The following is a 21,262-nucleotide window of genomic DNA, read 5'->3' as shown; positions in this document are numbered from 1 at the left end:
TGAAGAAACCCCCACTGATTAAAATTTCACTTTATACGGCTTCTGTTCTCTCATTTAATACTTTCATATTAGCGATTGCCTCTGCATGCCTCATTTCATCAAATTCATTTTCACTCTTTGCAACAACGATTGTAGCAATTCCATTTCCAATTAAGTTTACAATTGCTCTTCCCTCACTCATAAAACGATCGACACCAAGAAGTAATGCTAATCCTTCTAAAGGAATAACCTTTAGTGCCGCTAATGTAGAAGCTAACACGATAAATCCGCTTCCTGTTACACCAGCAGCTCCTTTAGACGTTAACATAAGTACTAAAATAATAGTAATTTGCTGTCCGATTGTTAAATCGACACCAAATACTTGTGCTAAAAAGACAACTGCCATGGATAAATAAATGGATGTACCATCAAGGTTAAAAGAATAGCCCGTCGGAATAACAAGGCCAACAACAGATTTTGAACAGCCATATCGCTCCATCTTATTCATCATTCTCGGAAGTACGGATTCCGAAGAACTTGTTCCTAATACGATTAGTATTTCATCTCGAATAAACTTCAAATAATTCCATAAGCTAAACCCATATATCTTACAAATAATATTTAAGACAACAAATACGAATAGGAACATCGTTATATATACTGACATCATCAATTTTCCAAGTGGTACAAGTGAAGCAAGCCCAAAATGACCGATTGTATATGCCATAGCACCAAATGCCCCAAGCGGCGCTGCCTTCATTACATAACCAATAATTTTAAAGAATACGTGTGAAAGTTTGTCTAAGAAATCAATCACCGAGTTTCCTTTTTCTCCAAGAGCAGCTAGCCCAACCCCAAATAAAATAGAAAAGAATAATACTTGTAAAATATCACCCTTTGCAAACGCATCAACCATATTAGAAGGAACAATATGAGTAACAAAATCAATCCAATTAATACCCTGTCCTCCGCCTTGTGTATATTTAGATACGTCTCCTTTTGCAAGTTCATTAAAGTTAAGACCTGAACCCGGCTTCATAGCATTTACAACGATCAATCCAACAATAAGCGCAAATGTTGTCACAACCTCAAAATAAATAAAAGCCTTTCCGCCGACCTTACCAACCTTCTTCATATCTCCCATTTTGGCAATACCAAGTACAATTGTTAAGAAAATAATTGGTGCAATTACCATTTTTACAGCATTAATAAACGTATCGCCTATCGGCTTCATTTCCTTCCCAACATTTGGCCACATAAGCCCAACTAATACACCGAGTGCAATAGCCGTTAATACTTGAAAAGTTAAATTTTTGAACAGTCGTTTCACCTTCACTTCTCCTCCCACTGTTTCATCTTTGAAAACTTTACTACCCCTATATTTTACATAATGATAGCGTTTTCAATTAAAAGTGAGAAGTTTATGGTCATAACGAATATTTTGGTCATTTTGGTCTTACTTTTTTACTTCACGATACACATAGCGATTAATTGGTCTTCCAACCCCTCCATATTGAACTGCTAAATGAATCAACCCCCTTTTTTCTAAATAATCTAAGTATCGCCGCGCGGTAACTCTGGCTATCCCAATTGCACTGGCTACCTCTTCTGCAGAACGAGGTTCATCTTGTTTTTTTACATACTCTTCAATTTCATTCAATGTAAATTCATTTAATCCCTTTGGCAAATTGTTTGCTGTTTTTTTAGAATGCCCAGAATATAATAATAAATCAAGCTGTTCCTGTGAAATCGCTCCGGATTCCTTCAGACTCATTCTATATTGTCGATATTTTTCTAAAGCTTGCTGAATTCGGTATAACTTAAATGGCTTAATAATATAATCCATCGCTCCGTTTTGAAGCATGAGTTTAATTGTTTCCCTATCTTTTGCAGCAGAAACAACGATTACATCTGCTTCTAACTCTTGTTTTCTAAATTCCTGTAATACCTTAATACCGTCCTTTTTCGGCATAAAAATATCTAAAATAACGAGATCTGGATTCATTTTTTGGACAAGGTTAATCCCCTCCTCGCCATTGTTAGCGACGGCTACTACTTGAAATCCCTTTACACTTCTAATGAACTCTTTATTTACTTCTTGAACCATCGGATCGTCCTCAACCAATAGTACTTTGATTTCCTCTTTATATTTCATACAATTCCGCCTCCATCTCCATTGGAAAAGTAATGATAAAAGAAGTTCCTTCACCTTGAAAAGATGAAACACTAATTTCCCCTCTCCCCTTTTCAACAATTTGCTTTACTAGAAAAAGTCCATAACCTGTCCCACTCATTTTATTCACAGTAAATCCTTTCTCATACACTCTTGGTAAATGCTCCTCCTTTATGCCGCATCCATTATCCTCAATCAATATTGCACATACATCTTCTGACTGCTCAATACTAATATCAATTCTTTTATTCTCTACCTCAGTTTGCTCAAATGATCCAAACGCATTTTCGATTAGGTTACCTAGTAATACAACGAAATCATGTTGATCCAGTTGATAAGGAAACGCTTCTAAATAACTATTTTGGTCAATTATAACTTGTATCCCTAATTCCTTGCCCCGGCTTACTTTGCTCAAGAGGAGACCTGCAATAGCATCATTTTTAATCGTCTCATTTAAAAAGTTTGTTACACTCCCCTGCTCTTCTGAAGTATGAAAAGCAAGTTGTAATGCTTTATCAGCTTTACCTAGTTGAATTAAACCTGCTATTGTATGAAGTTTGTTCATATGCTCGTGGCTTTGTACTCGAAGTGCCTCTACAAATGTTTTCACTCCTGTTAATTCCTCTGCGAGCTTTGTAACCTCTGTACGATCTTGAAAGATTGCCACAGCTCCAATTAATTCATTATCTTTCTTGATTGGTATACGATTACTTAAAATTACCTTTCCACTTACTTTTATCTCTTCATTGTATACTGGCTGATTCCTCTCCACGATTTCTGGAAGTCTTGTATCCTTTAATACTGTACGAATAGGCTTTCCTACAACATTTCTATCTACATGAAAAACCTGCTTTGCTTTCTCATTAAAAATTGTAATAACTTCTTGGTTATCAATTGCAATCACACCCTCGTTAATCGAATGAAAGGTTGCTGTCCTTTCTTCTAACATCCTTTTAATTTCATATGGCTCTAACTGAAACATCTGTTTTTTAATATGGTTGGCAAGCATTAATGAGCCTATTAATCCGAATATTAAAGTTAATATAACAATAAAAGAAATCTCTTCTGCTAGCCCCAGCATAATCTCCCAAAAATTCGGGACTTTATTTCCAACAACAACAACACCAATTTGATTTAAGTTTTGATCTTTAATAGGCATAAAGGCACGAATTACAGTACCTATCTCTCCTTTTGCTTTTGAAAAGTAAATATGTTCCGCAAATGCCGGTTCTTCATCCGTCCCTTTTGACGGCCTTCCAATCATTTCTTTCACAGGGTGAGAATATCGAATTCGCTCCATATTCATTACTACAATATAGTCTGTTTCATTAATCACCCGAATATTTTCAATAACAGGATTCAATGTAAACCATCCCGTTTTTTCTTGAAGTGATTTCTTTACATCTGACAGTTCTGCTACCGTCCGAGCTGTATTCATAGATCTAATTCTTACTTCTTTTTCTTCTTTTTGTTGAATATTTGCAATGATAACAATTCCACCTATCAGTAATGAAAAAATAACTACCGCATAGGATAAAATCGTAATTTTCCAGCGGATGGGCAATTGTTTCACTGTTTGCTCCCCTTTCCCCTAAAAGCATCTTTACGAATAAAAATCTTCTCGGTATGCTTACATTAACAACCCAAGAGGAGGTTTAAAATGAAAAAAATAGTTGCTTTTATACTCCTTTTTATTGTTTTAATTACTAGTGCTTTATTTATAGGTTTTCAAAGTCTTTTTTCTCAAGGTGAGCTTGCTTATGACGATGACCAAGCAGGCTTGAAAAAACAAATTGTTTTCAAATTTAGTCATGTTGTAGCAGAAAATACACCTAAAGGGCTTGCTGCTAGTAAATTTGCTGAGCTTGTTAATGAGAAATCAAACGGAACTATAAAAATAGAAATTTTTCCAAACGGGAGCCTCTATTCTGATATAGAAGAAATCCGTGCTTTAAAAGCTGGGCAAGTTCATTTTATTGCTCCCTCTACCTCAAAGCTCGGAATGCTATCTCACGAATGGGGTGTATTAGACCTTCCATTTGCTTTTCCAAATTATGAAGCTATTCAAGAAGGCTTGAACGGAAAAATTGGAGAACAATTACTTCAGTCCTTACAAAAAGACAACATTAAAGGGCTTGCCCATTGGTCAAATGGCTTTAAGCAAATCACTTCAAATAAGGGGCCTATTTATACACCTGCAGATATAAAAGGACAATCCTTTCGCATTATGCAAAGTGATGTTATTCAATCTCAATTTGATTTATTAAAAGTTCATGCACATCAAGATTCATTTAATTCCACATATAAATTAATTGAAACAGGGAAAGTTGATGGTGAAGAAAATACTATTTCAAATATATACTCTAAAAAATTTTATAACGTTCAAAACTATTTGACAATTAGTAATCATGGGTATTTAGGCTATGCTGTAATGATGGATCAAAAAACATGGAATCAACAAACGGAAAAAACGAAGCAAATATTACTTGAAGCAATGAAAGAAACGACTGAATGGAACAATCGTCAGTCCATCCGAATGAATGAAGAACAACTTGAGCTTATTAAACAAAGTTCACCGATTCAAATTCACGAATTGACCGCTTCACAAAAAAAAGAGTGGGAGAAAGCATTATCTCCTATATACGAAGATCTTGCTCCTACAATTGGAGAGCAATTGGTAAATGATTTAAAAGAATTGAAAAAGAAGTATCAATTTCTTGAAGACAATAAATAACAAAGAAGCAGGGTATTTTAGCACCCTGCTTCTTTGTTATTTTACTATGATATTCCGAAATATTATTTCACTATTATCGATTAAATTTTTACAATATACTTTTCCAAAAAACCGAACAATATAGATATATACAAACTATTTAATTCGGTATTACTCATTATTCCTTTGAATTCCGTCCCTATATTTTCTAAATATCAACTAAAAGCTTTGACTTAACGAAAAAAATGATGTACATTATCTTTTGGACGAACATTTTTTTAAATTGAAAATAAAATATTCGTATTTAGGGGTGTAATTCATGGAAAAAGTATTTGACTATGAAGATATTCAATTAATTCCGGCAAAATGTATAGTAAATAGCCGTTCTGAATGTGATACAAGTGTAACTTTAGGAAAACATACATTTAAATTACCTGTCGTACCTGCAAATATGCAAACAATTATAGATGAAAAAATTGCTGTATATTTAGCGGAAAATAAATATTTCTATATAATGCATCGTTTTGAGCCAGAAAAGCGTATCTCTTTCATTAAAGATATGCACTCTCGTGGCTTAATCGCATCTATTAGTGTTGGTGTGAAAGAAGAAGAATATGAATTTGTACAACAATTAGCTGCTGAACAGCTTTCTCCTGAATATATTACGATAGATATCGCACATGGGCATTCCAATGCGGTGATAAAAATGATTCAACACATTAAAACACATTTACCTGAGAGCTTTGTTATCGCAGGAAATGTAGGAACTCCAGAAGCAGTAAGAGAGTTAGAAAATGCTGGTGCTGATGCAACAAAAGTAGGTATCGGACCTGGTAAAGTATGTATCACAAAAATTAAAACAGGTTTTGGAACTGGCGGCTGGCAATTAGCTGCACTTCGTTGGTGTGCAAAAGCTGCAAGTAAACCAATTATTGCTGACGGCGGTATTCGTACTCACGGTGATGTAGCTAAATCCATTAAATTTGGCGCAACTATGGTTATGATTGGTTCATTGTTTGCCGGACATGAAGAATCTCCAGGGGAAACAATTGAAAAAGATGGGAAACTCTACAAAGAATACTTTGGTTCAGCTTCAGAATTCCAAAAAGGTGAAAAGAAAAACGTAGAAGGCAAAAAGATGTTTGTCGAGCACAAAGGATCTTTAGAAGATACATTGATCGAAATGGAACAAGATCTTCAGTCCTCTATTTCTTATGCTGGTGGAACGAAATTAGATGCAATTCGTACTGTAGATTATGTTGTCGTGAAAAACTCAATCTTTAATGGTGATAAAGTATATTAAGCTTTATTTACCCTTTAAATACAATAAGTATTGATTATTATATAAAAAATGAGCAAGGTACTTTATTTCGTACTTGCTCATTTTTATATTATCTCTCTATTTTCCAAACCTCTTACGATATCCACATTTTCTACATAGTTCCTCTACTGCCACTCTTCGTGAAAATCCATCTACAAGATTTTCGGCTCTATCCCTTTCGATAATATCAGAAAATGAAGCATCATTAATATTTCCAAGGTTGATAATTCCCTCACCATCTAAACAACAAGGGATAACAGTCCCGTTTGCTAAAATACCTGCTTGATTTCGAAGACCATGACAGAAGCCTTTCCCATCGTCCTCTTCTTCATGCAATGCCGGCCACTGAAATTCGTAATCTTGGTTAATGAAGATACGATCCGCAATCTTCACGCCACTTCCTGGTGTAATCTTCTCTTCAATTTTATATGGTAAATCAAATTCTTTCTCAATAATTTCTAATAAATTTCTGTTTCGCTGTATTTCAAGATTTGTCTTATTGTCTTGCGTAAGATTCCATAGCCTCAGCGAAACAATTAATTCCGATTGACTCGTTGCTTCTTTAATAAAGGAAAGTATGCTTCTTACATACCCTTCTTTATCTTCAGATCCTGGATGACCATCAAAACTATGAAGTGAAAAATTCATCTGTCTTAGTGCAGGTTTATTTAATAATTTATGCCTCTTTTTATTAATTAACGTTCCGTTGGTTGTAATATTAACCTTAAACCCTTTTTCATGACTTAAGTCTAACAATTGATCTATTTTAGGATGGAGCAACGGCTCACCTTTTACATGTAAATAAATGTAGTCCGTGTGAGGTTTAATTTGGTCTAATCTCTTAGAAAAATCCTCCACAGAAAGAAATTGCTTCTGTCGTTCTGTTGGCGGACAAAAGCTACATGCAAGATTACATACACTAGTAATCTCTAAATAAAACTTCTTAAACTTTTTCAACCTCAATTCCCCACTTCTTTAACTACTTAGAACAAAATGAAATATTGTTCTATCAATATTACAGCATAATTTTTTATAAATAGAAACATACTTATTCAAGGAAACTAATTTTACCATTTTCTCTGTTTGGAAGCATATGATTGTATTTTACTTATCTCACTACAATCTAAACCGTAATTCGTCCAATTATTATGAAGCGTTAAAAAGACCATCAGGGGATTTTTCTCCGATGGTCTTCTTAATAGTAATGATCTAATGGATAACTATCATATTGTAGAAATTTTAATAAAAAGTATTCTGCCATATATCGAATTATCCTAATCATTACACCACATCTACAGCTGGCTCCTTTTTACTTGTGATACGGTTCACCACGATTAATCCGAAAAGCCCGATACACTTGTTCTAAAAGTACCAATCTCATCAGCTGATGCGGCAATGTCATTTTCGAGAATGAAAGTGATTCGTTAGAGCGCTTCATCACTTCCGAGCTAAGCCCGAGTGATCCCCCAATGATAAATGCCACTTTACTTTTTCCGTATGTAGCAAGACGATCAAGATTCGCTGCAAATTCTTCTGATGACTTTTGTTTTCCTTCGATTGCTAATGCAATAACATGTGTATCATCTGAAATTTTATCTAGTATTCGTATTCCTTCTTTTTCTTTTACAATTAGCATTTCTGCCTCACTTAAATTTTCCGGTGCTTTTTCATCCGGCAATTCAATAACTTCTACTTTTGCATACGCAGATAATCGTTTTAAGTATTCTGCAATACCTTGTTTTAAATATTTTTCTTTTAATTTTCCGATTGAAATAATCGAGATATTCACACCTATTCCCCACCTTACAAACACGTTATCCACAAAACTTATCCACATATCCACAATCATCATCCACATATTGTGTGAGAATCTGTGTTCGATACAACATATGTCGCCTTGTTTTGACAAAATTCACATGTTTTTTGTTCTTTTTCTGAGTTATCCACACTGTTGATAACTGGCGCTACTTCACACTCATCCACAATGATATCCAACGCTAATTCTACATGTTCTAAACAACAAGGTAACTTCATATCTTTCACCTCACTTTTTCACAATAGAAAACAGGAGGGCTGTCCTCCTGTTTTCTTAATAATTTTGACTGCCTAATTTCACCGTTGTTGTTGCTCGTTTTGTACCACGATAAAATGTCAGAGTCATTTTATCGTCAATTTTTTTATTATATAATACCGTTCGGAATCCAATAATATCATGTATTGATTTTCCATCAACAGCTATAATTACATCATGTTCCCTAAGTCCTGCATCTGCACCAGGCGATGGGCTTTTCACATCTAAAACGCAGACACCATCTGTTATATTTCCTGGCAAATGCAGCGTTTTAGACCAGTAATAATTCGGAATTTCATTTAGAGATCTCAGTTCAATTCCAACATAAGGACGTTTTACTTTCCCATACTTTTCAAGTTCATTCATAACAGGAACTGCTCTCGAAACAGGGATGGCAAGCCCAATTCCTTCTACTTCTTTCGCTGCAATTTTCATCGAATTAATTCCAACAAGTTGTCCTGCTACATTTACAAGTGCACCGCCACTATTCCCTGGGTTAATAGCTGCATCTGTTTGCAGTACTTCTACTTGCCAATCATAATGCCCATCTTGATCTAAGTCTACAGGAACAATTCTCTCATTTGCAGAAATAATTCCTTGTGTAACAGTTCCTGAAAATTGTAATCCAAGTGGGTTCCCAATTGCAATGACCGCTTCACCTCGACGCACTGTATTAGAATCACCAATTTCAATTACTTTCTTAACTGGCTTTGCATCTATTTCTAGAACAGCTAAATCTGTAACTACATCGCTACCTAATATTTTACCAGGAACCTTTTTTCCATCACTTAAGCTCACCTCAATACGATTCGCTCCTGAAACAACATGATGGTTTGTTACGATATAAGCATGACCATTTGTTTTCTTATAAATGACGCCTGATCCTGTTCCAGCTTCTGAATCTGCTTCTGAAAAATTATCACGTTGGATGTTTATTACACCAACAACGGCTTCCGATGCACGATCAACAGCATCTACAAAACCAGAATGATTCGCTGTTTGTGATTGCTTTACTACCATATTCTCTTCACTTGCCTCAGCTTGCTGCAAGGGGCCAGTTTCAGATTGAGAAAATAAAGGAGCTCCAAATGCAAACAATGAAGCCCCTACGATTGTTCCTGCTATGCTAGAAATAACGATACCTTTGTGCTTCTTTTTACCTGTTCGTTTCATACGAAATTTCTCTTCATCAATAAAGGACATACTTGTTCACCAATCCTCCCGAAAACAACTATATTCCCCTTTATTGTTTACTAAAATCAAGAATTATACGTATTGAATTTTCGTTGGTGCCTTTGGATCCGTATCATGTACCTCAAACGCTTCCCCAACTGCAAAACCTTTTTCCTCTAGCACCTGTGCAACAGACATATGTGCTAGTTCTTTCATATTATTATCTAAGCTCAAATGCGCTAAATAAATGTGTTTCGTCTCATCTGTAATAACATCAGCCATTGCAAGTGCTGCATCTTCATTAGAAACATGACCCACATCGCTTAAAATGCGTCGTTTTATACTCCATGGATAACGCCCCATACGAAGCATTTCAACATCGTGATTACTTTCAAACACAAATGCGTTTGCTCCTTTAATGATACCTTTCATACGATCACTTACATAACCTGTATCTGTAATAAGGACCAATTTTCTACCATTATGATGAAATGCATAAAACATTGGCTCTGCCGCATCATGAGAAACGCCAAATGATTCCACTTCAATATCTCCAAATGTTTTTACATCGCCAATTGAGAAAACAAATTTTTGATCAGTTGGGATGTTACCAATTAAATGTTCCATAGCGCTCCACGTTTTTTCATTTGCATACACAGGTAACTGATATTTACGTGCTAAAACGCCGAGACCTTTAATATGATCACTATGCTCATGTGTGACAAGAATACCTGATATATCTTGGATATCCAATTCAGCTTGCTGAAATAGGGCTTCTGTCGCTTTTCCACTCAAGCCTGCATCAATGAGCAATTTTTGTTTCTCGGTCCCTACATATAGCGCATTTCCTGTACTGCCGCTTGCAAGTACACTAAAATGCAAACTCATTTCTGCTCACTCCATTATTTTTTCTTTTTCATTTTCCTTTTCTTTCCCTAACTTAATAACTTGTCCCTCAATGGCATTCACAAAATAATCTACTTTTCGATCTGTTTTTAAATTCCATGTCGGAGCAAGCACTTGTATATTAGAAGCAGAAGATGCTACAAGAGTTGCATATCCAATCTGTGCTTCTTTAAAATGTGTATTTTGTTTTATTTTTATTTCAGTCTTAAAGTATAAATTTTCTAAAGCTGTTTGAGCGGTAATAATCTCTTGCTCTTTTGCTTTTTCATTCTCACCCATCTCTTTTAAATCGGTTAACATTGTTTGTGTATACGAAATAAATTCACCTTTCTCATTTACATCCACAACAATCATCCCATGATCATTATAAAAGATAGGTTTATCTTTATACTTTTGAAAGAAATAGATTTTCGTTGCTTCTGCTTTACCAAACTCATATTTCTGACCATCTAGCACATAGTTTTTCAAGAACTCACTATATTTATCTTTAGAAAGTGTTTTTGCATTTAACAATGGTTCCTTTAATTTACTTTCAATTGTGTTTAAATCTCGTAAAGTAACTGTTTGATTTTTTAAAGAACGTATATCTTCTTCTTTAAATTCCTTATTTTTCGCTGTAATAAAGGAATCTTTCTTTGGTTCTTTTGGTAAATCACCAATGGTAATTTTATCATCTTTTAACTGCTGATCCACCTTTGTTTCTGCCATGAGCTCTAATTGGTTACTATCTTGTTTTTGAATGAATTGAAAAACGAGAAAGAGGTCTAAAATAAAAAAGGTAACAATAAATATTGTTTTAATCCGATTCCAATCCAATTAGCTCTCCCTCCTTCTCTTCACTCCACTCATATGCGTGATGATCTTCACCATAAATTACGTACCAAATTGGCTTTAACTTTATATTTGTAATTTGTCCGTTTTGCTCAACTTCCGGTACTAATTTATAACCTATTCCAATGTTTTGAATCAAATTTTTAGCTATCTTCGAATTTTTTTCTAGGGATTGGATAACCGTCCGACCAGTTGGAAGCGTTGTTTCTCCATCTTTATCAATTGACAACCATTTAAATAATGGGCGTCTATAACTAATTAATTCTTCTGATCCCCATACTTGCCTTAATTCGGTCATTCCTTCTCGGTTAAATACTGGCAAATCTTCTTCATACAAACGGAATTTGGTTGTCCCTTTAGTCCCTTTAGAATTTATATAGTCAAATCGATAAGCATCAGTTAATCCACTATGACTATTAACAAATTCAAAACTCCGCTGCATAAGAGAGGTACCATTCATAGGTGGACCACCAGATACAGATGAATTTGTATACTCTAGCATTCGATTCTGTTTGTTTATTCGCATAAGACGAATGCCATCTGTATATGTATCCTCTATTTCGTTAGAAAAAGGTTGCACATAACGCGGATCACTAAATAGTGCATTTTTAAATGATTCCACTTCCATGACTCGCGCAAAATATATTAAATTCTGCATTTCTGTTGAACCATCTGGTAAAAATATATTTTTCGTATCATTTATTTCATACGCAAAATACGGTCTTGCTAAAGCTAAAAATTGATTTTGTGCATTTATAATGTCCCTTAGATTCACACCTGTTAATGTCATTTTATACACTTTACGAGTACTATAAGAAACGAAATTCACATCAATATTTTGATCACGACTTTTAGAAGGATCAACAACAATACGATCAAAACTCAACATATCCAATTTCTTATCTTTAATTGTTAATACGCTCCTAATCGCATCAAACGGAACCTCTGTCGGAAAGACAATTTCAATCTTGCCTTCCCCGTGCACATAAGAGAGGAAATCACCTTTAGATATAGAGCTTGTAATATCCTTAAAATCGTGCAATTCCCCTTTTTGAATAAAAGTATATAATAAATTAATATTACTTTTCTTTTCACTTACAAAATGATTGTTATCCTTATGAACAATCATAGAAGATGGGACAATTACATTTGAAACATCTTGTTTCGGTGCTGTTGCGTTATCTGGAACAAATTTTGTGCTCTGCAATGAATTAGAATCAGGTACATAAGTCCATAAATTAAAAGTAAGAAACAGACTAATGACAACTAAGTTAATAAGGACAATGGTTTTAAAGTTTTCCATATTCATTCCCAATCGTCCTCTTCTTCCTTCGCCATTGGAAGGGTGAAATAAATGGTTGTCCCTTTTCCTTCCTCACTTTTTGCCCAAATAGATCCACCATGCGCCTCAATCATTTCCTTAGCAATGGCTAAACCTAAACCTGTTCCACCCATCTGTCTTGAACGCGCCTTATCTACACGATAAAAACGTTCGAAAATCTTCTCTACATTTTCTTTTGGAATACCCATTCCCTGGTCACTCACACTAATTTCTAACATATCCTCTCGATCGCGCAGGCGATATGTTACTGTTCCACCTTCAGGAGAGTACTTTAACGCATTTGAAATGATATTGTATAAAACCTGTGTAATTTTATCAGCATCCATATCAATGAATCGAGATTTCTTAGAGAATGAACGCTTGAAAATTACATTTTGTTCCTTCGACATTTCAAAACGATCGATAACATTATTAAAGAAATCAGTAAAGTCTACCCATTCTTTCATTAAACGATGTTCTGTACTATCTAATTTAGATAATTGCAACAATGCATTCACAAGTCGAATCATTCTTTCCGTTTCTTCTTGTGTAACTGTTAAAAATTGCGGTGCGATATTAGGATCTTGCCATGCCCCTTCACTAAGCGCTTCTAAATAGCTACGCATCGTTGTTAACGGCGTCCGTAGTTCATGTGATACATTTGCTACAAACTCCCGGCGCTCACGGTCAATTCGCTCTTGTTCTGTTACATCATACAACACAGCGATTAAACCATTTGCTTTCCCTGTTTCCTTTTGAATAACAGAAAAACTAGCTCTCAAGATATACGGTTCATTTCGCGTACTGAAATCTAATAAAACGGAATCTGGTTCTTCATATAGATGATCGAGTGTAAATTCCTCTTGAATGCCTAGCACTTCTAAAACAGACTGATCTAATGCCGTTTCACGTGAAACGTTTAACATCTTTTCTGCCGGATCATTCAATAAAATAATGTCCCCTTTTCGATCAGTAGCAATTACACCATCTGTCATATGAGATAAAACAGACGAAAGCTTACGTCTTTCACTTTCAGTCGAAGAACGTGCTTGTTGTAATTTTTTTGATAAATTATTAAACGCTAGTGCTAATTGACCAATTTCATCATGGCTGTGCACTTTTACCTTACGGGAGTAATTTCCTTTTGCCATTTCAATTGCTTGTCTTCGCATATCTGAAATTGGTCTTGTAATTGTTTGAGCTAATAAAATTCCTAGAACTGCTGTTACTAATAAAGCAATCACTGTCCCTGTTGCAAAAATTTGATTGATATCCTTCATCTGCTTATAAACATCTTCCATAGAAGCAACGATGTGAATGACACCAATTATTTTCCCCTTCTCTCCTTCAATTGGGGTAGCCATAACTTGAACACGATGACCGGTTTTTCCATCTTTCTCAATCTTTCCTTCAGCCTTTTTTTGTACAATAGCCCTTTGCACTGTTATGTCTGTTATTGTTTTCCCTACCATACCTTGCTTAGATGAATTAGATATCGCTAATAGACGCCTGTTTGGGTCAATCACACGTACTTCTTGAATATCCTTTTTCCGGTCTGATGCGAAGTCAGTAATTGATGTTTTAAGTGCATCTTCTAAGGGATCTGTTTTTTCACGCTCTTTTGTAAACTCTTGCTTCAAATTATAAGACAGTAAATTCGTTTGTTGTGTTAATGAATCCTTAAAACTTTGCACGAGACTTTTCTCCAGTTCACGAACAAAATATACACCAATAACCTGCATTGCTATCAAAATTAATAGCATATAGATAAGCACAAACTTTAAATGAATCGATTGAAAAAAACCAACTTTCTTCATATACTATTCCTGCTCTGGATCACGCAAGTAATACCCTACCCCGCGTCTTGTTACAATTAAAGTTGGGTGACTTGGGTTATCTTCAATTTTTTCACGTAAACGGCGTACTGTTACATCTACTGTACGTACATCTCCAAAATAATCGTAGCCCCAAACCGTTTGTAATAAATGCTCACGCGTCATAACTTGTCCTAAATGCTTCGCCAAATAATGAAGTAATTCAAATTCACGATGTGTAAGTTCAATGCTTTCTTCTCTTTTCGTTACACTGTACGCATTTGGATTAATCACAATTGGTCCAATAACCATTTCTGTATTTTCTTCTTTTTCAGCTGAGCCACCTTGTTGATGACGACGCAAGTTTGCTTTTACACGTGCTAATAATTCACGCGTACTAAATGGTTTTGTTACATAATCATCTGCTCCAAGCTCTAATCCCAATACTTTATCGATTTCAGAATCTTTTGCAGTTAGCATAATAATTGGCATTTCAGAGCTTTTTCGTATTTCACGACAAACCTCTAACCCATCTTTCCCTGGTAACATAATATCCAATAAAACCATATCTGGTTGTTCCTCATTTGCCTTTTCAATAGCTTCGTCACCATCGTGCGCCATCACAATTTCAAAGCCCTCTTTTTCTAAGTTGAATTTTAAAATATCTGCAATCGGTTTCTCATCATCAACGACTAAGATTTTCTTTCCCATCATTGTTTGTTTCCTCCTAATAAAAATATGGTCAATCATCCTCAAACATGCACAGCTATCTGTATAGCGTATAATCAAACATTCGTAGCCCTTGTTTGAGTATTTTCTCCTCTATTCTCATAGAATCACGTATGATCCACATAAAAGTGGAACACTATACAATCTACAGAAAAACCCCTAGCTTCAACTGCTAGAGGCTCCTCATTCTATTGTAAAATAACTACTCTCATTTGTAAAATTGAAGAATATAAAAAGGATATTAAGTGGGCCCACTTAATATCCTGAGAGTGGCTCGGGACGGAATCGAACCGCCGACACGAGGATTTTCAGTCCTCTGCTCTACCGACTGAGCTACCGAGCCAAAACATATATATATAAAACCACTAATGGTGGTATAAACAAAAGTGGCGGTCCCGACCGGGGTCGAACCGGCGATCTCCTGCGTGACAGGCAGGCATGTTAACCACTACACCACGGGACCACAAAACATATATAAAAGATATGACCCGTACGGGATTCGAACCCGTGTTACCGCCGTGAAAGGGCGGTGTCTTAACCACTTGACCAACGGGCCACGAAAAATAAAATGGTGAGCCATGAAGGACTCGAACCTTCGACCCTCTGATTAAAAGTCAGATGCTCTACCAACTGAGCTAATGGCTCATACTCACCAACGTCATATTTTCGTGACGACAAGGTTTATCATAACATAATAACTTTTGTTTTTGCAATACCTTTTTTATATTTTTTTATACAAGATAAGAAAAAACTCATGTTTACATGAGTTTTTTCTTAAATAAACCAATTTTATATCAATTAAACACCGTATACGTTACGAACGATGTTTGTTTGATTACGATCTGGACCAACAGAGAACATAGATAGTTGGATACCTGTTAATTGAGACACACGCTCTACATAATGTCTTGCATTTTCAGGAAGCTCCTCTAATGATTTTACACCAGTAATATCTTCTGTCCAACCTGGAAGCTCTTCATATACAGGCTCACATTTTGCTAAAATGTTTAAGTTTGCTGGAACTTCATCCAGAACTTCTCCATTATACTTATATGCAATACAGATTTTCACAGTTGGAATACCTGTTAATACGTCGATAGAGTTTAAAGATAAATCTGTTAAACCACTCACACGGCGTGCATGTCTTACAACAACGCTGTCAAACCAACCTACGCGACGTGGACGACCTGTTGTTGTACCATATTCACGACCAACTTCACGAATTTGATGACCAATTTCATCATGCAGTTCAGTAGGGAATGGACCGTCACCAACACGGCTTGTATAGGCTTTACATACACCTACTACACGATTGATTTTAGAAGGACCAACTCCAGAACCGATTGTTACACCACCAGCAACTGGATTAGAAGATGTAACGAATGGGTACGTACCTTGGTCAATATCAAGCATTACGCCTTGTGCACCTTCAAATAATACGCGGCGTCCTTCATCTAGCGCATCATTTAATACAACAGATGTATCGCATACGTATTGCGCGATTCTTTGACCATATTCAAAGTACTCTTCAAAGATTTCATCTGCATTAAATCCTTCTGCATCATACATTTTTTCAAATAGACGATTTTTTTCTGCTAAATTACGTTCAAGCTTTTCTTTAAATGCTTCACGATCTAAAAGATCAGCCATACGAATACCAACGCGAGCAGCTTTATCCATGTATGCTGGACCAATACCTTTTTTCGTTGTACCGATCTTGTTATCACCTTTACGCTCTTCTTCTAACTCATCTTGTTTTAAGTGATAAGGTAAAATAACGTGCGCACGGTTACTAATACGTAAATTATCAGTGCTTACACCACGATCGTGTAAGTATTTTAATTCTACAAGTAATGCTTTTGGATCTACTACCATACCGTTTCCGATAACACAAATTTTTTCTTTATAGAAAATACCAGATGGAATTAAGTGTAATTTATACTTAACACCGCCGAAAACAATTGTATGTCCTGCGTTGTTTCCACCTTGATATCTTGCAACTACTTCCGCATGTTCAGAAAGGAAATCAGTAATTTTACCTTTTCCTTCATCGCCCCACTGTGTTCCTACAACTACTACTGAAGACATTATTCAAGCACCTCCGCAATTTTCAAACGAACTTTTCAAACAATATAATTGTACCAAAATGAAAAGAGAAGTCAATTTAAAAACGAACATTTTTTTATCTTTTATCAATTTCGTTCGTAAGAATTCTTTATTCACACGATGAAAGCCCTATTTTTTATTCATAAAAAAAAGAAACACATCTTATTATAAGAAATGTGTTTCTTTTTTATACTTCTACTATGCCGGTGGCGCATGTCCATCGTCAAAACGTCGCTCTAAGTTTACGAATTTGTTAAATTCCTTCACGAATGCGAGCTCTACAGAACCTACTGGACCATTACGTTGCTTGGCAATAATAATTTCAATCGTGTTTTTATTTTCCGTTTCGCGATCATAGTAATCCTCACGATACAAGAATGCCACAATATCGGCATCCTGCTCAATACTTCCTGATTCACGAATATCAGACATCATCGGACGTTTATCTTGACGAGATTCAACACCACGAGAGAGCTGAGATAAGGCAATAACAGGAACTTGTAGCTCACGCGCAATTCCTTTTAATGTACGGGAAATTTCAGATACTTCCTGCTGACGGTTTTCACCAGATTTCCCACTACCTTGAATAAGCTGTAAGTAATCGATTAAAATCATTCCAAGTCCCTGTTCTTGCTTTAATCTGCGGCATTTCGCACGAATTTCACTAACTCGAATTCCTGGCGTATCATCAATATATATTCCAGCATTCGAAAGACTTCCCATTGCCATTGTCAGCTTTGCCCAATCATCTGAAGTTAACGAGCCAGTACGAAGCCTTTGTGCATCAATATTTCCTTCTGCACAAAGCATACGCATAACAAGCTGATCAGCACCCATCTCTAAACTAAAAATTGCTACATTTTCATCTGTTTTAGTTGCCACATTCTGCGCGATATTCAGTGAAAATGCCGTTTTTCCCACTGAAGGACGAGCTGCCACAATGATTAAATCATTACGTTGAAATCCCGCTGTCATCTTATCTAATTCAGTAAATCCAGTTGGTATTCCTGTAACTTCACCTTTTTGATTATGCAAAAGTTCAATTTTATCATAAGCATCTACAAGAACATCCTTAATATTTTGGAATGCCTTTGCATTTGTCTGATGTGATACTTCTAATATTTTTTTCTCCGCCTCATTTAAAAGACCTTCCACATCATCTTCTCTCTCATATCCATCTGAAACAATATGAGTTGCCGTTCGAATCAAACGACGCAAAAGTGATTTTTCAGCAATAATGCGTGCATAATATTCTACGTTGGCCGCTGTCGGAACAGCCTCCGCTAATTCAGCTAAATAAGAAACACCACCAACTTCTTCTAACAACCCTTGATCAGCAAGCGCTGCTGTTGCGGTAACTAAATCAATAGGTTCTCCTTTATCTGATAGTTTAAGCATAACTTCAAAAATCTTTTGGTGTGCTGTTCGATAGAAAGATTCCGGCATTAGCAGTTCTGCAGCTGAAGTTAATGCATCTTGATCAAGAAATATCGCACCTAAAACCGCTTGCTCAGCCTCTATATTATGCGGAGGGGTACGATCAGCAAGTACGTCACTCATGCGCAATCCTCCTTGCCAAACTTATTTTTATTGTTCACTAACATGAACTTTTACTGTCGCGGTTACTTGTGGATGTAATTTCACAGTTACGTTTGTATATCCTAATGAACGAATTGCATCGTCCATTTCAAACTTACGTTTATCAAGCTTAATATTATGTGCTTTTTGCATCGCATCTACAATTTGTTTACTTGTAATAGAACCAAATAAACGACCACCTTCACCAGACTTTGCTTTTAATTCTACAGTTAATTTCTCTAGAGTTTCTTTTAACTCTTTCGCATTCTCAAGTTCAGCCGCTGCATCTTTTTCTTCTTTACGTTTTTGTGCTTCTAACGTTTTCATGCTGCTATTTGTTGCTTCCGCAGCTAATCCTTGTTTTAGTAAAAAGTTATTTGCATAACCATCTGGTACGTTCTTTATTTCTCCTTTTTTCCCTTTACCTTTTACGTCTTTTAGAAAAATTACCTTCATGATTGTGTGCCTCCCTGTAAATAGTCATCAATAACAAATTGAAGTTTATCTTGAGCTTCATCTACTGTTACATTTTTCATTTGTGTAGCTGCATTCGTTAAATGTCCGCCGCCACCTAGATTTTCCATAATTAGTTGCACGTTTACTTCGCCTAAAGAACGCCCACTAATTCCGATGAAGCTTTCCCCACGTTTTGCAATGACAAAAGATGCGATTACTCCTGTCATTGTCAGCAACGTATCAGCTGATTGTGCGATTAATACTTGATCATAATATTCATCGCCGTCTACTTTCGCAATTGCAATTCCATTTTTATAAATGTAAGCATTTTGAATTGTTTTTGCAACTCGTAAATACTGCTCCATATCTTCTTTTAACAATTCTTGTACAAGTACTGTATCCGCTCCATGCGAGCGTAGATAAGAAGCTGCATCAAATGTACGGGCACCTGTCCGGAATGTAAAGCTTTTCGTATCCACTATAATCCCTGCAAGTAATGCTGTAGCTTCTAACATTGTCATTTTCAAACGTTTCGGCTGATATTCAAGAAGTTCCGTTACAAGTTCAGCTGTCGAAGACGCATATGGCTCCATGTACACAAGAAGAGGATCCTCAATAAATTCCTCACCACGGCGATGATGGTCAATCACAACTACATTTTCAATCTTATACAAAAGCTTTTCCTCCATCACCATTGATGGTTTGTGTGTATCAACAACGACAAGCAATGAATCGTCTGTTGCAAATTCCATAGCCTGCTGTGGTGTAATAAAACGAGACCATAAATCCTCATTTTGCTTTACCTTATCCATTAAACGTTTAATACCTTTATCAGAGTCATTCTCGTCTAGTACAATGTACCCTTCACGCTCATTCAACTGTGCTACTTTTAAAATTCCAATGGCCGCCCCAATCGCATCCATATCAGGAGCTCTATGACCCATTATAATAACATTACTGCTCTCTAATACTAAATCTTTCAATGCATGAGAGATAACCCGTGCACGTACACGCGTGCGTTTTTCCACTGGATTTGTCTTGCCACCATAAAATTTCACTTTACCTGTCGCTTGTTTAATCGCAACTTGATCTCCACCTCGCCCTAAAGCAAGATCCAAACCCGATTGTGCCATCGCACCAAGCTCTGATAAAGATAAGTCGCCTGATCCTACACCAATACTTAACGTAAGTGGAATATTTCGTTTTGATGTTTCTTCACGCACTTGATCTAAAATATCAAACTTTCCTTTCTCCATTTGTGCCAGAATACTTTCATTTAACACAACAAAGAATCTCTCTGAAGAAGCTCGTTTTAAATATGCACCGTATTTGATAGCCCACTCATTTAGACGTGATGTCACAAGACTCGTGATGTTCGTACGCAATTGGTCATCCAAACCTTGTGTAACTTCATCATAGTTGTCCAAATAAATAATCGCGAGAACTGTACGCTGATCCTCATACATTTTTTCAATTTCTGTTTGCTCTGTTACATCGAAGAAATAAATTAACTTTTCTTCTTTCCTTACAAACACACGAAACTTACGATTATTTAAAGATACAATATCATCCGCAGTTTCTCCTTTAATAAAGAGGAGTAATGTTTCTGATACATCATACAAATGCCATCCTGCTAAAGAGTGTTGCCCCAAACAAGAGGACAAATAAGGATTTGCCCAATCAATTCCATAATCCTTATTGTATAACAAAATACCAATTGGCATTTGATTAAATGCTTCATTACTTACTTTCTTTACTCTTGTAATCATATCCGTTGTATACTTTTCAAAATTCCTCTGAAAGGCTAGCTCAAATCGAATTACAAAAAAGAGAACAATACAAAAAATAAAAAAAGCGGCCATTCCCATTATCCAGTGCAAATAACCGAGAATGGTAATAAGCACAAGCATAAAAAAAGCTAATACATAAACAGGATATAAAAACCGCTGTCTCTTATAAAATTCAGGCATGTACCCAACTCCTATAAAGTAAAACTAACACAAATAGGAAATCATTCAATTTCCATCAATGGTCAGTTGAACAGATTAAACGCCCCAAAGTTAAACTTCCATTAAAAGCTTACGTCATATA

At 35.8% G+C, this 21,262-nt stretch carries 18 protein-coding genes and 4 tRNA genes; 2 read left to right on the top strand and 20 right to left on the bottom strand.

From position 1 onward, the window contains the following. Positions 1 to 31 precede the first annotated feature (31 nt). The 3 genes from dctP to JDS96_RS14820 form a co-directional block, all read right to left on the bottom strand. The gene (gene dctP / locus JDS96_RS14830) at positions 32 to 1,309 is read right to left on the bottom strand and encodes a C4-dicarboxylate transporter DctP (RefSeq protein WP_170957062.1); all 1,278 of its coding nucleotides are present in this window, start codon (positions 1,307 to 1,309) and stop codon (positions 32 to 34) included. A 126-nt stretch (positions 1,310 to 1,435) separates the two neighbouring features. Next, the gene (locus JDS96_RS14825) at positions 1,436 to 2,134 is read right to left on the bottom strand and encodes a response regulator (protein WP_199667245.1); all 699 of its coding nucleotides are present in this window, start codon (positions 2,132 to 2,134) and stop codon (positions 1,436 to 1,438) included. Next, positions 2,124 to 3,725: an ATP-binding protein gene (locus tag JDS96_RS14820; RefSeq protein WP_199667244.1), complete on the bottom strand. Its 1,602-nt coding sequence runs from the start codon at positions 3,723 to 3,725 to the stop codon at positions 2,124 to 2,126. Before JDS96_RS14820 ends, JDS96_RS14825 begins: the two co-directional genes overlap by 11 nt. Before the next feature lie 87 nt (positions 3,726 to 3,812). On the opposite strand from JDS96_RS14820, the gene JDS96_RS14815 reads away from it, so the two are divergent. Further along, a complete protein-coding gene (locus tag JDS96_RS14815) occupies positions 3,813 to 4,886 on the top strand; it encodes a DctP family TRAP transporter solute-binding subunit (protein WP_003202541.1) in 1,074 nt (357 codons plus the stop codon). A gap of 298 nt (positions 4,887 to 5,184) precedes the next feature. Next, a complete protein-coding gene (gene guaC, locus JDS96_RS14810; protein WP_003202530.1) occupies positions 5,185 to 6,168 on the top strand; it encodes a GMP reductase in 984 nt (327 codons plus the stop codon). A gap of 96 nt (positions 6,169 to 6,264) precedes the next feature. On the opposite strand, the gene JDS96_RS14805 is transcribed toward guaC, so the two are convergent. From JDS96_RS14805 to JDS96_RS14725, 17 genes are all read right to left on the bottom strand, one after another. Next, positions 6,265 to 7,143 (bottom strand): radical SAM/SPASM domain-containing protein, encoded by an 879-nt coding sequence (locus JDS96_RS14805; protein WP_199667243.1) that lies wholly within the window; start codon positions 7,141 to 7,143, stop codon positions 6,265 to 6,267. A 352-nt stretch (positions 7,144 to 7,495) separates the two neighbouring features. Further along, positions 7,496 to 7,975 carry a 23S rRNA (pseudouridine(1915)-N(3))-methyltransferase RlmH gene (gene rlmH, locus JDS96_RS14800; RefSeq protein ID WP_003209320.1) on the bottom strand — a complete coding sequence of 160 codons (480 nt, stop codon included), beginning with the start codon at positions 7,973 to 7,975 and terminating at the stop codon, positions 7,496 to 7,498. Between the two features lie 59 nt (positions 7,976 to 8,034). Then, a complete protein-coding gene (locus JDS96_RS14795) occupies positions 8,035 to 8,220 on the bottom strand; it encodes a CxxH/CxxC protein (RefSeq protein WP_026008486.1) in 186 nt (61 codons plus the stop codon). A 55-nt stretch (positions 8,221 to 8,275) separates the two neighbouring features. Continuing rightward, complete coding sequence (locus tag JDS96_RS14790; RefSeq protein WP_003209322.1) at positions 8,276 to 9,460, bottom strand: S1C family serine protease; 1,185 nt, start codon at positions 9,458 to 9,460, stop codon at positions 8,276 to 8,278. A 63-nt stretch (positions 9,461 to 9,523) separates the two neighbouring features. Then, complete coding sequence (locus JDS96_RS14785; RefSeq protein ID WP_199667242.1) at positions 9,524 to 10,318, bottom strand: MBL fold metallo-hydrolase; 795 nt, start codon at positions 10,316 to 10,318, stop codon at positions 9,524 to 9,526. 6 nt (positions 10,319 to 10,324) lie between these two features. Further along, the gene (locus JDS96_RS14780) at positions 10,325 to 11,152 is read right to left on the bottom strand and encodes a two-component system regulatory protein YycI (RefSeq protein WP_018764832.1); all 828 of its coding nucleotides are present in this window, start codon (positions 11,150 to 11,152) and stop codon (positions 10,325 to 10,327) included. Then, positions 11,133 to 12,476 carry a YycH family regulatory protein gene (locus JDS96_RS14775; RefSeq protein ID WP_199667241.1) on the bottom strand — a complete coding sequence of 448 codons (1,344 nt, stop codon included), beginning with the start codon at positions 12,474 to 12,476 and terminating at the stop codon, positions 11,133 to 11,135. Before JDS96_RS14775 ends, JDS96_RS14780 begins: the two co-directional genes overlap by 20 nt. Then, entirely contained in the window at positions 12,473 to 14,305 is a 1,833-nt protein-coding gene (gene walK / locus JDS96_RS14770) for a cell wall metabolism sensor histidine kinase WalK (RefSeq protein ID WP_199667240.1), read from the bottom strand. The genes JDS96_RS14775 and walK overlap by 4 nt, the downstream gene beginning before the upstream one ends. Before the next feature lie 3 nt (positions 14,306 to 14,308). Then, a complete protein-coding gene (walR, locus tag JDS96_RS14765; RefSeq protein ID WP_000971870.1) occupies positions 14,309 to 15,016 on the bottom strand; it encodes a cell wall metabolism DNA-binding response regulator WalR in 708 nt (235 codons plus the stop codon). 285 nt (positions 15,017 to 15,301) lie between these two features. Further along, a tRNA-Phe gene (locus JDS96_RS14760) sits at positions 15,302 to 15,374 on the bottom strand. A 44-nt stretch (positions 15,375 to 15,418) separates the two neighbouring features. Further along, positions 15,419 to 15,494: transfer RNA gene (locus JDS96_RS14755), tRNA-Asp, on the bottom strand. A gap of 21 nt (positions 15,495 to 15,515) precedes the next feature. Beyond that, positions 15,516 to 15,587 (bottom strand) — tRNA-Glu (locus tag JDS96_RS14750). A 13-nt stretch (positions 15,588 to 15,600) separates the two neighbouring features. Further along, positions 15,601 to 15,676 (bottom strand) — tRNA-Lys (locus JDS96_RS14745). 153 nt (positions 15,677 to 15,829) lie between these two features. Then, positions 15,830 to 17,119 carry an adenylosuccinate synthase gene (locus JDS96_RS14740; RefSeq protein ID WP_003202567.1) on the bottom strand — a complete coding sequence of 430 codons (1,290 nt, stop codon included), beginning with the start codon at positions 17,117 to 17,119 and terminating at the stop codon, positions 15,830 to 15,832. Between the two features lie 216 nt (positions 17,120 to 17,335). Further along, positions 17,336 to 18,697: a replicative DNA helicase gene (gene dnaB / locus JDS96_RS14735; RefSeq protein ID WP_199667239.1), complete on the bottom strand. Its 1,362-nt coding sequence runs from the start codon at positions 18,695 to 18,697 to the stop codon at positions 17,336 to 17,338. A gap of 27 nt (positions 18,698 to 18,724) precedes the next feature. After that, positions 18,725 to 19,171, bottom strand: a complete 447-nt coding sequence (gene rplI, locus JDS96_RS14730) for a 50S ribosomal protein L9 (protein WP_199667238.1) — start codon at positions 19,169 to 19,171, stop codon at positions 18,725 to 18,727. After that, a complete protein-coding gene (locus tag JDS96_RS14725) occupies positions 19,168 to 21,141 on the bottom strand; it encodes a DHH family phosphoesterase (protein WP_199667237.1) in 1,974 nt (657 codons plus the stop codon). The genes rplI and JDS96_RS14725 overlap by 4 nt, the downstream gene beginning before the upstream one ends. Positions 21,142 to 21,262: the final 121 nt, after the last annotated feature.

The organism is Bacillus cereus group sp. N21 (genome assembly GCF_016483395.1).
In the GTDB taxonomy this organism is placed as follows: domain Bacteria; phylum Bacillota; class Bacilli; order Bacillales; family Bacillaceae_G; genus Bacillus_A; species Bacillus_A pseudomycoides.
Note: the sequence above shows the minus strand (reverse complement) of the source record. Positions and strands in the feature narration are given on the sequence as shown.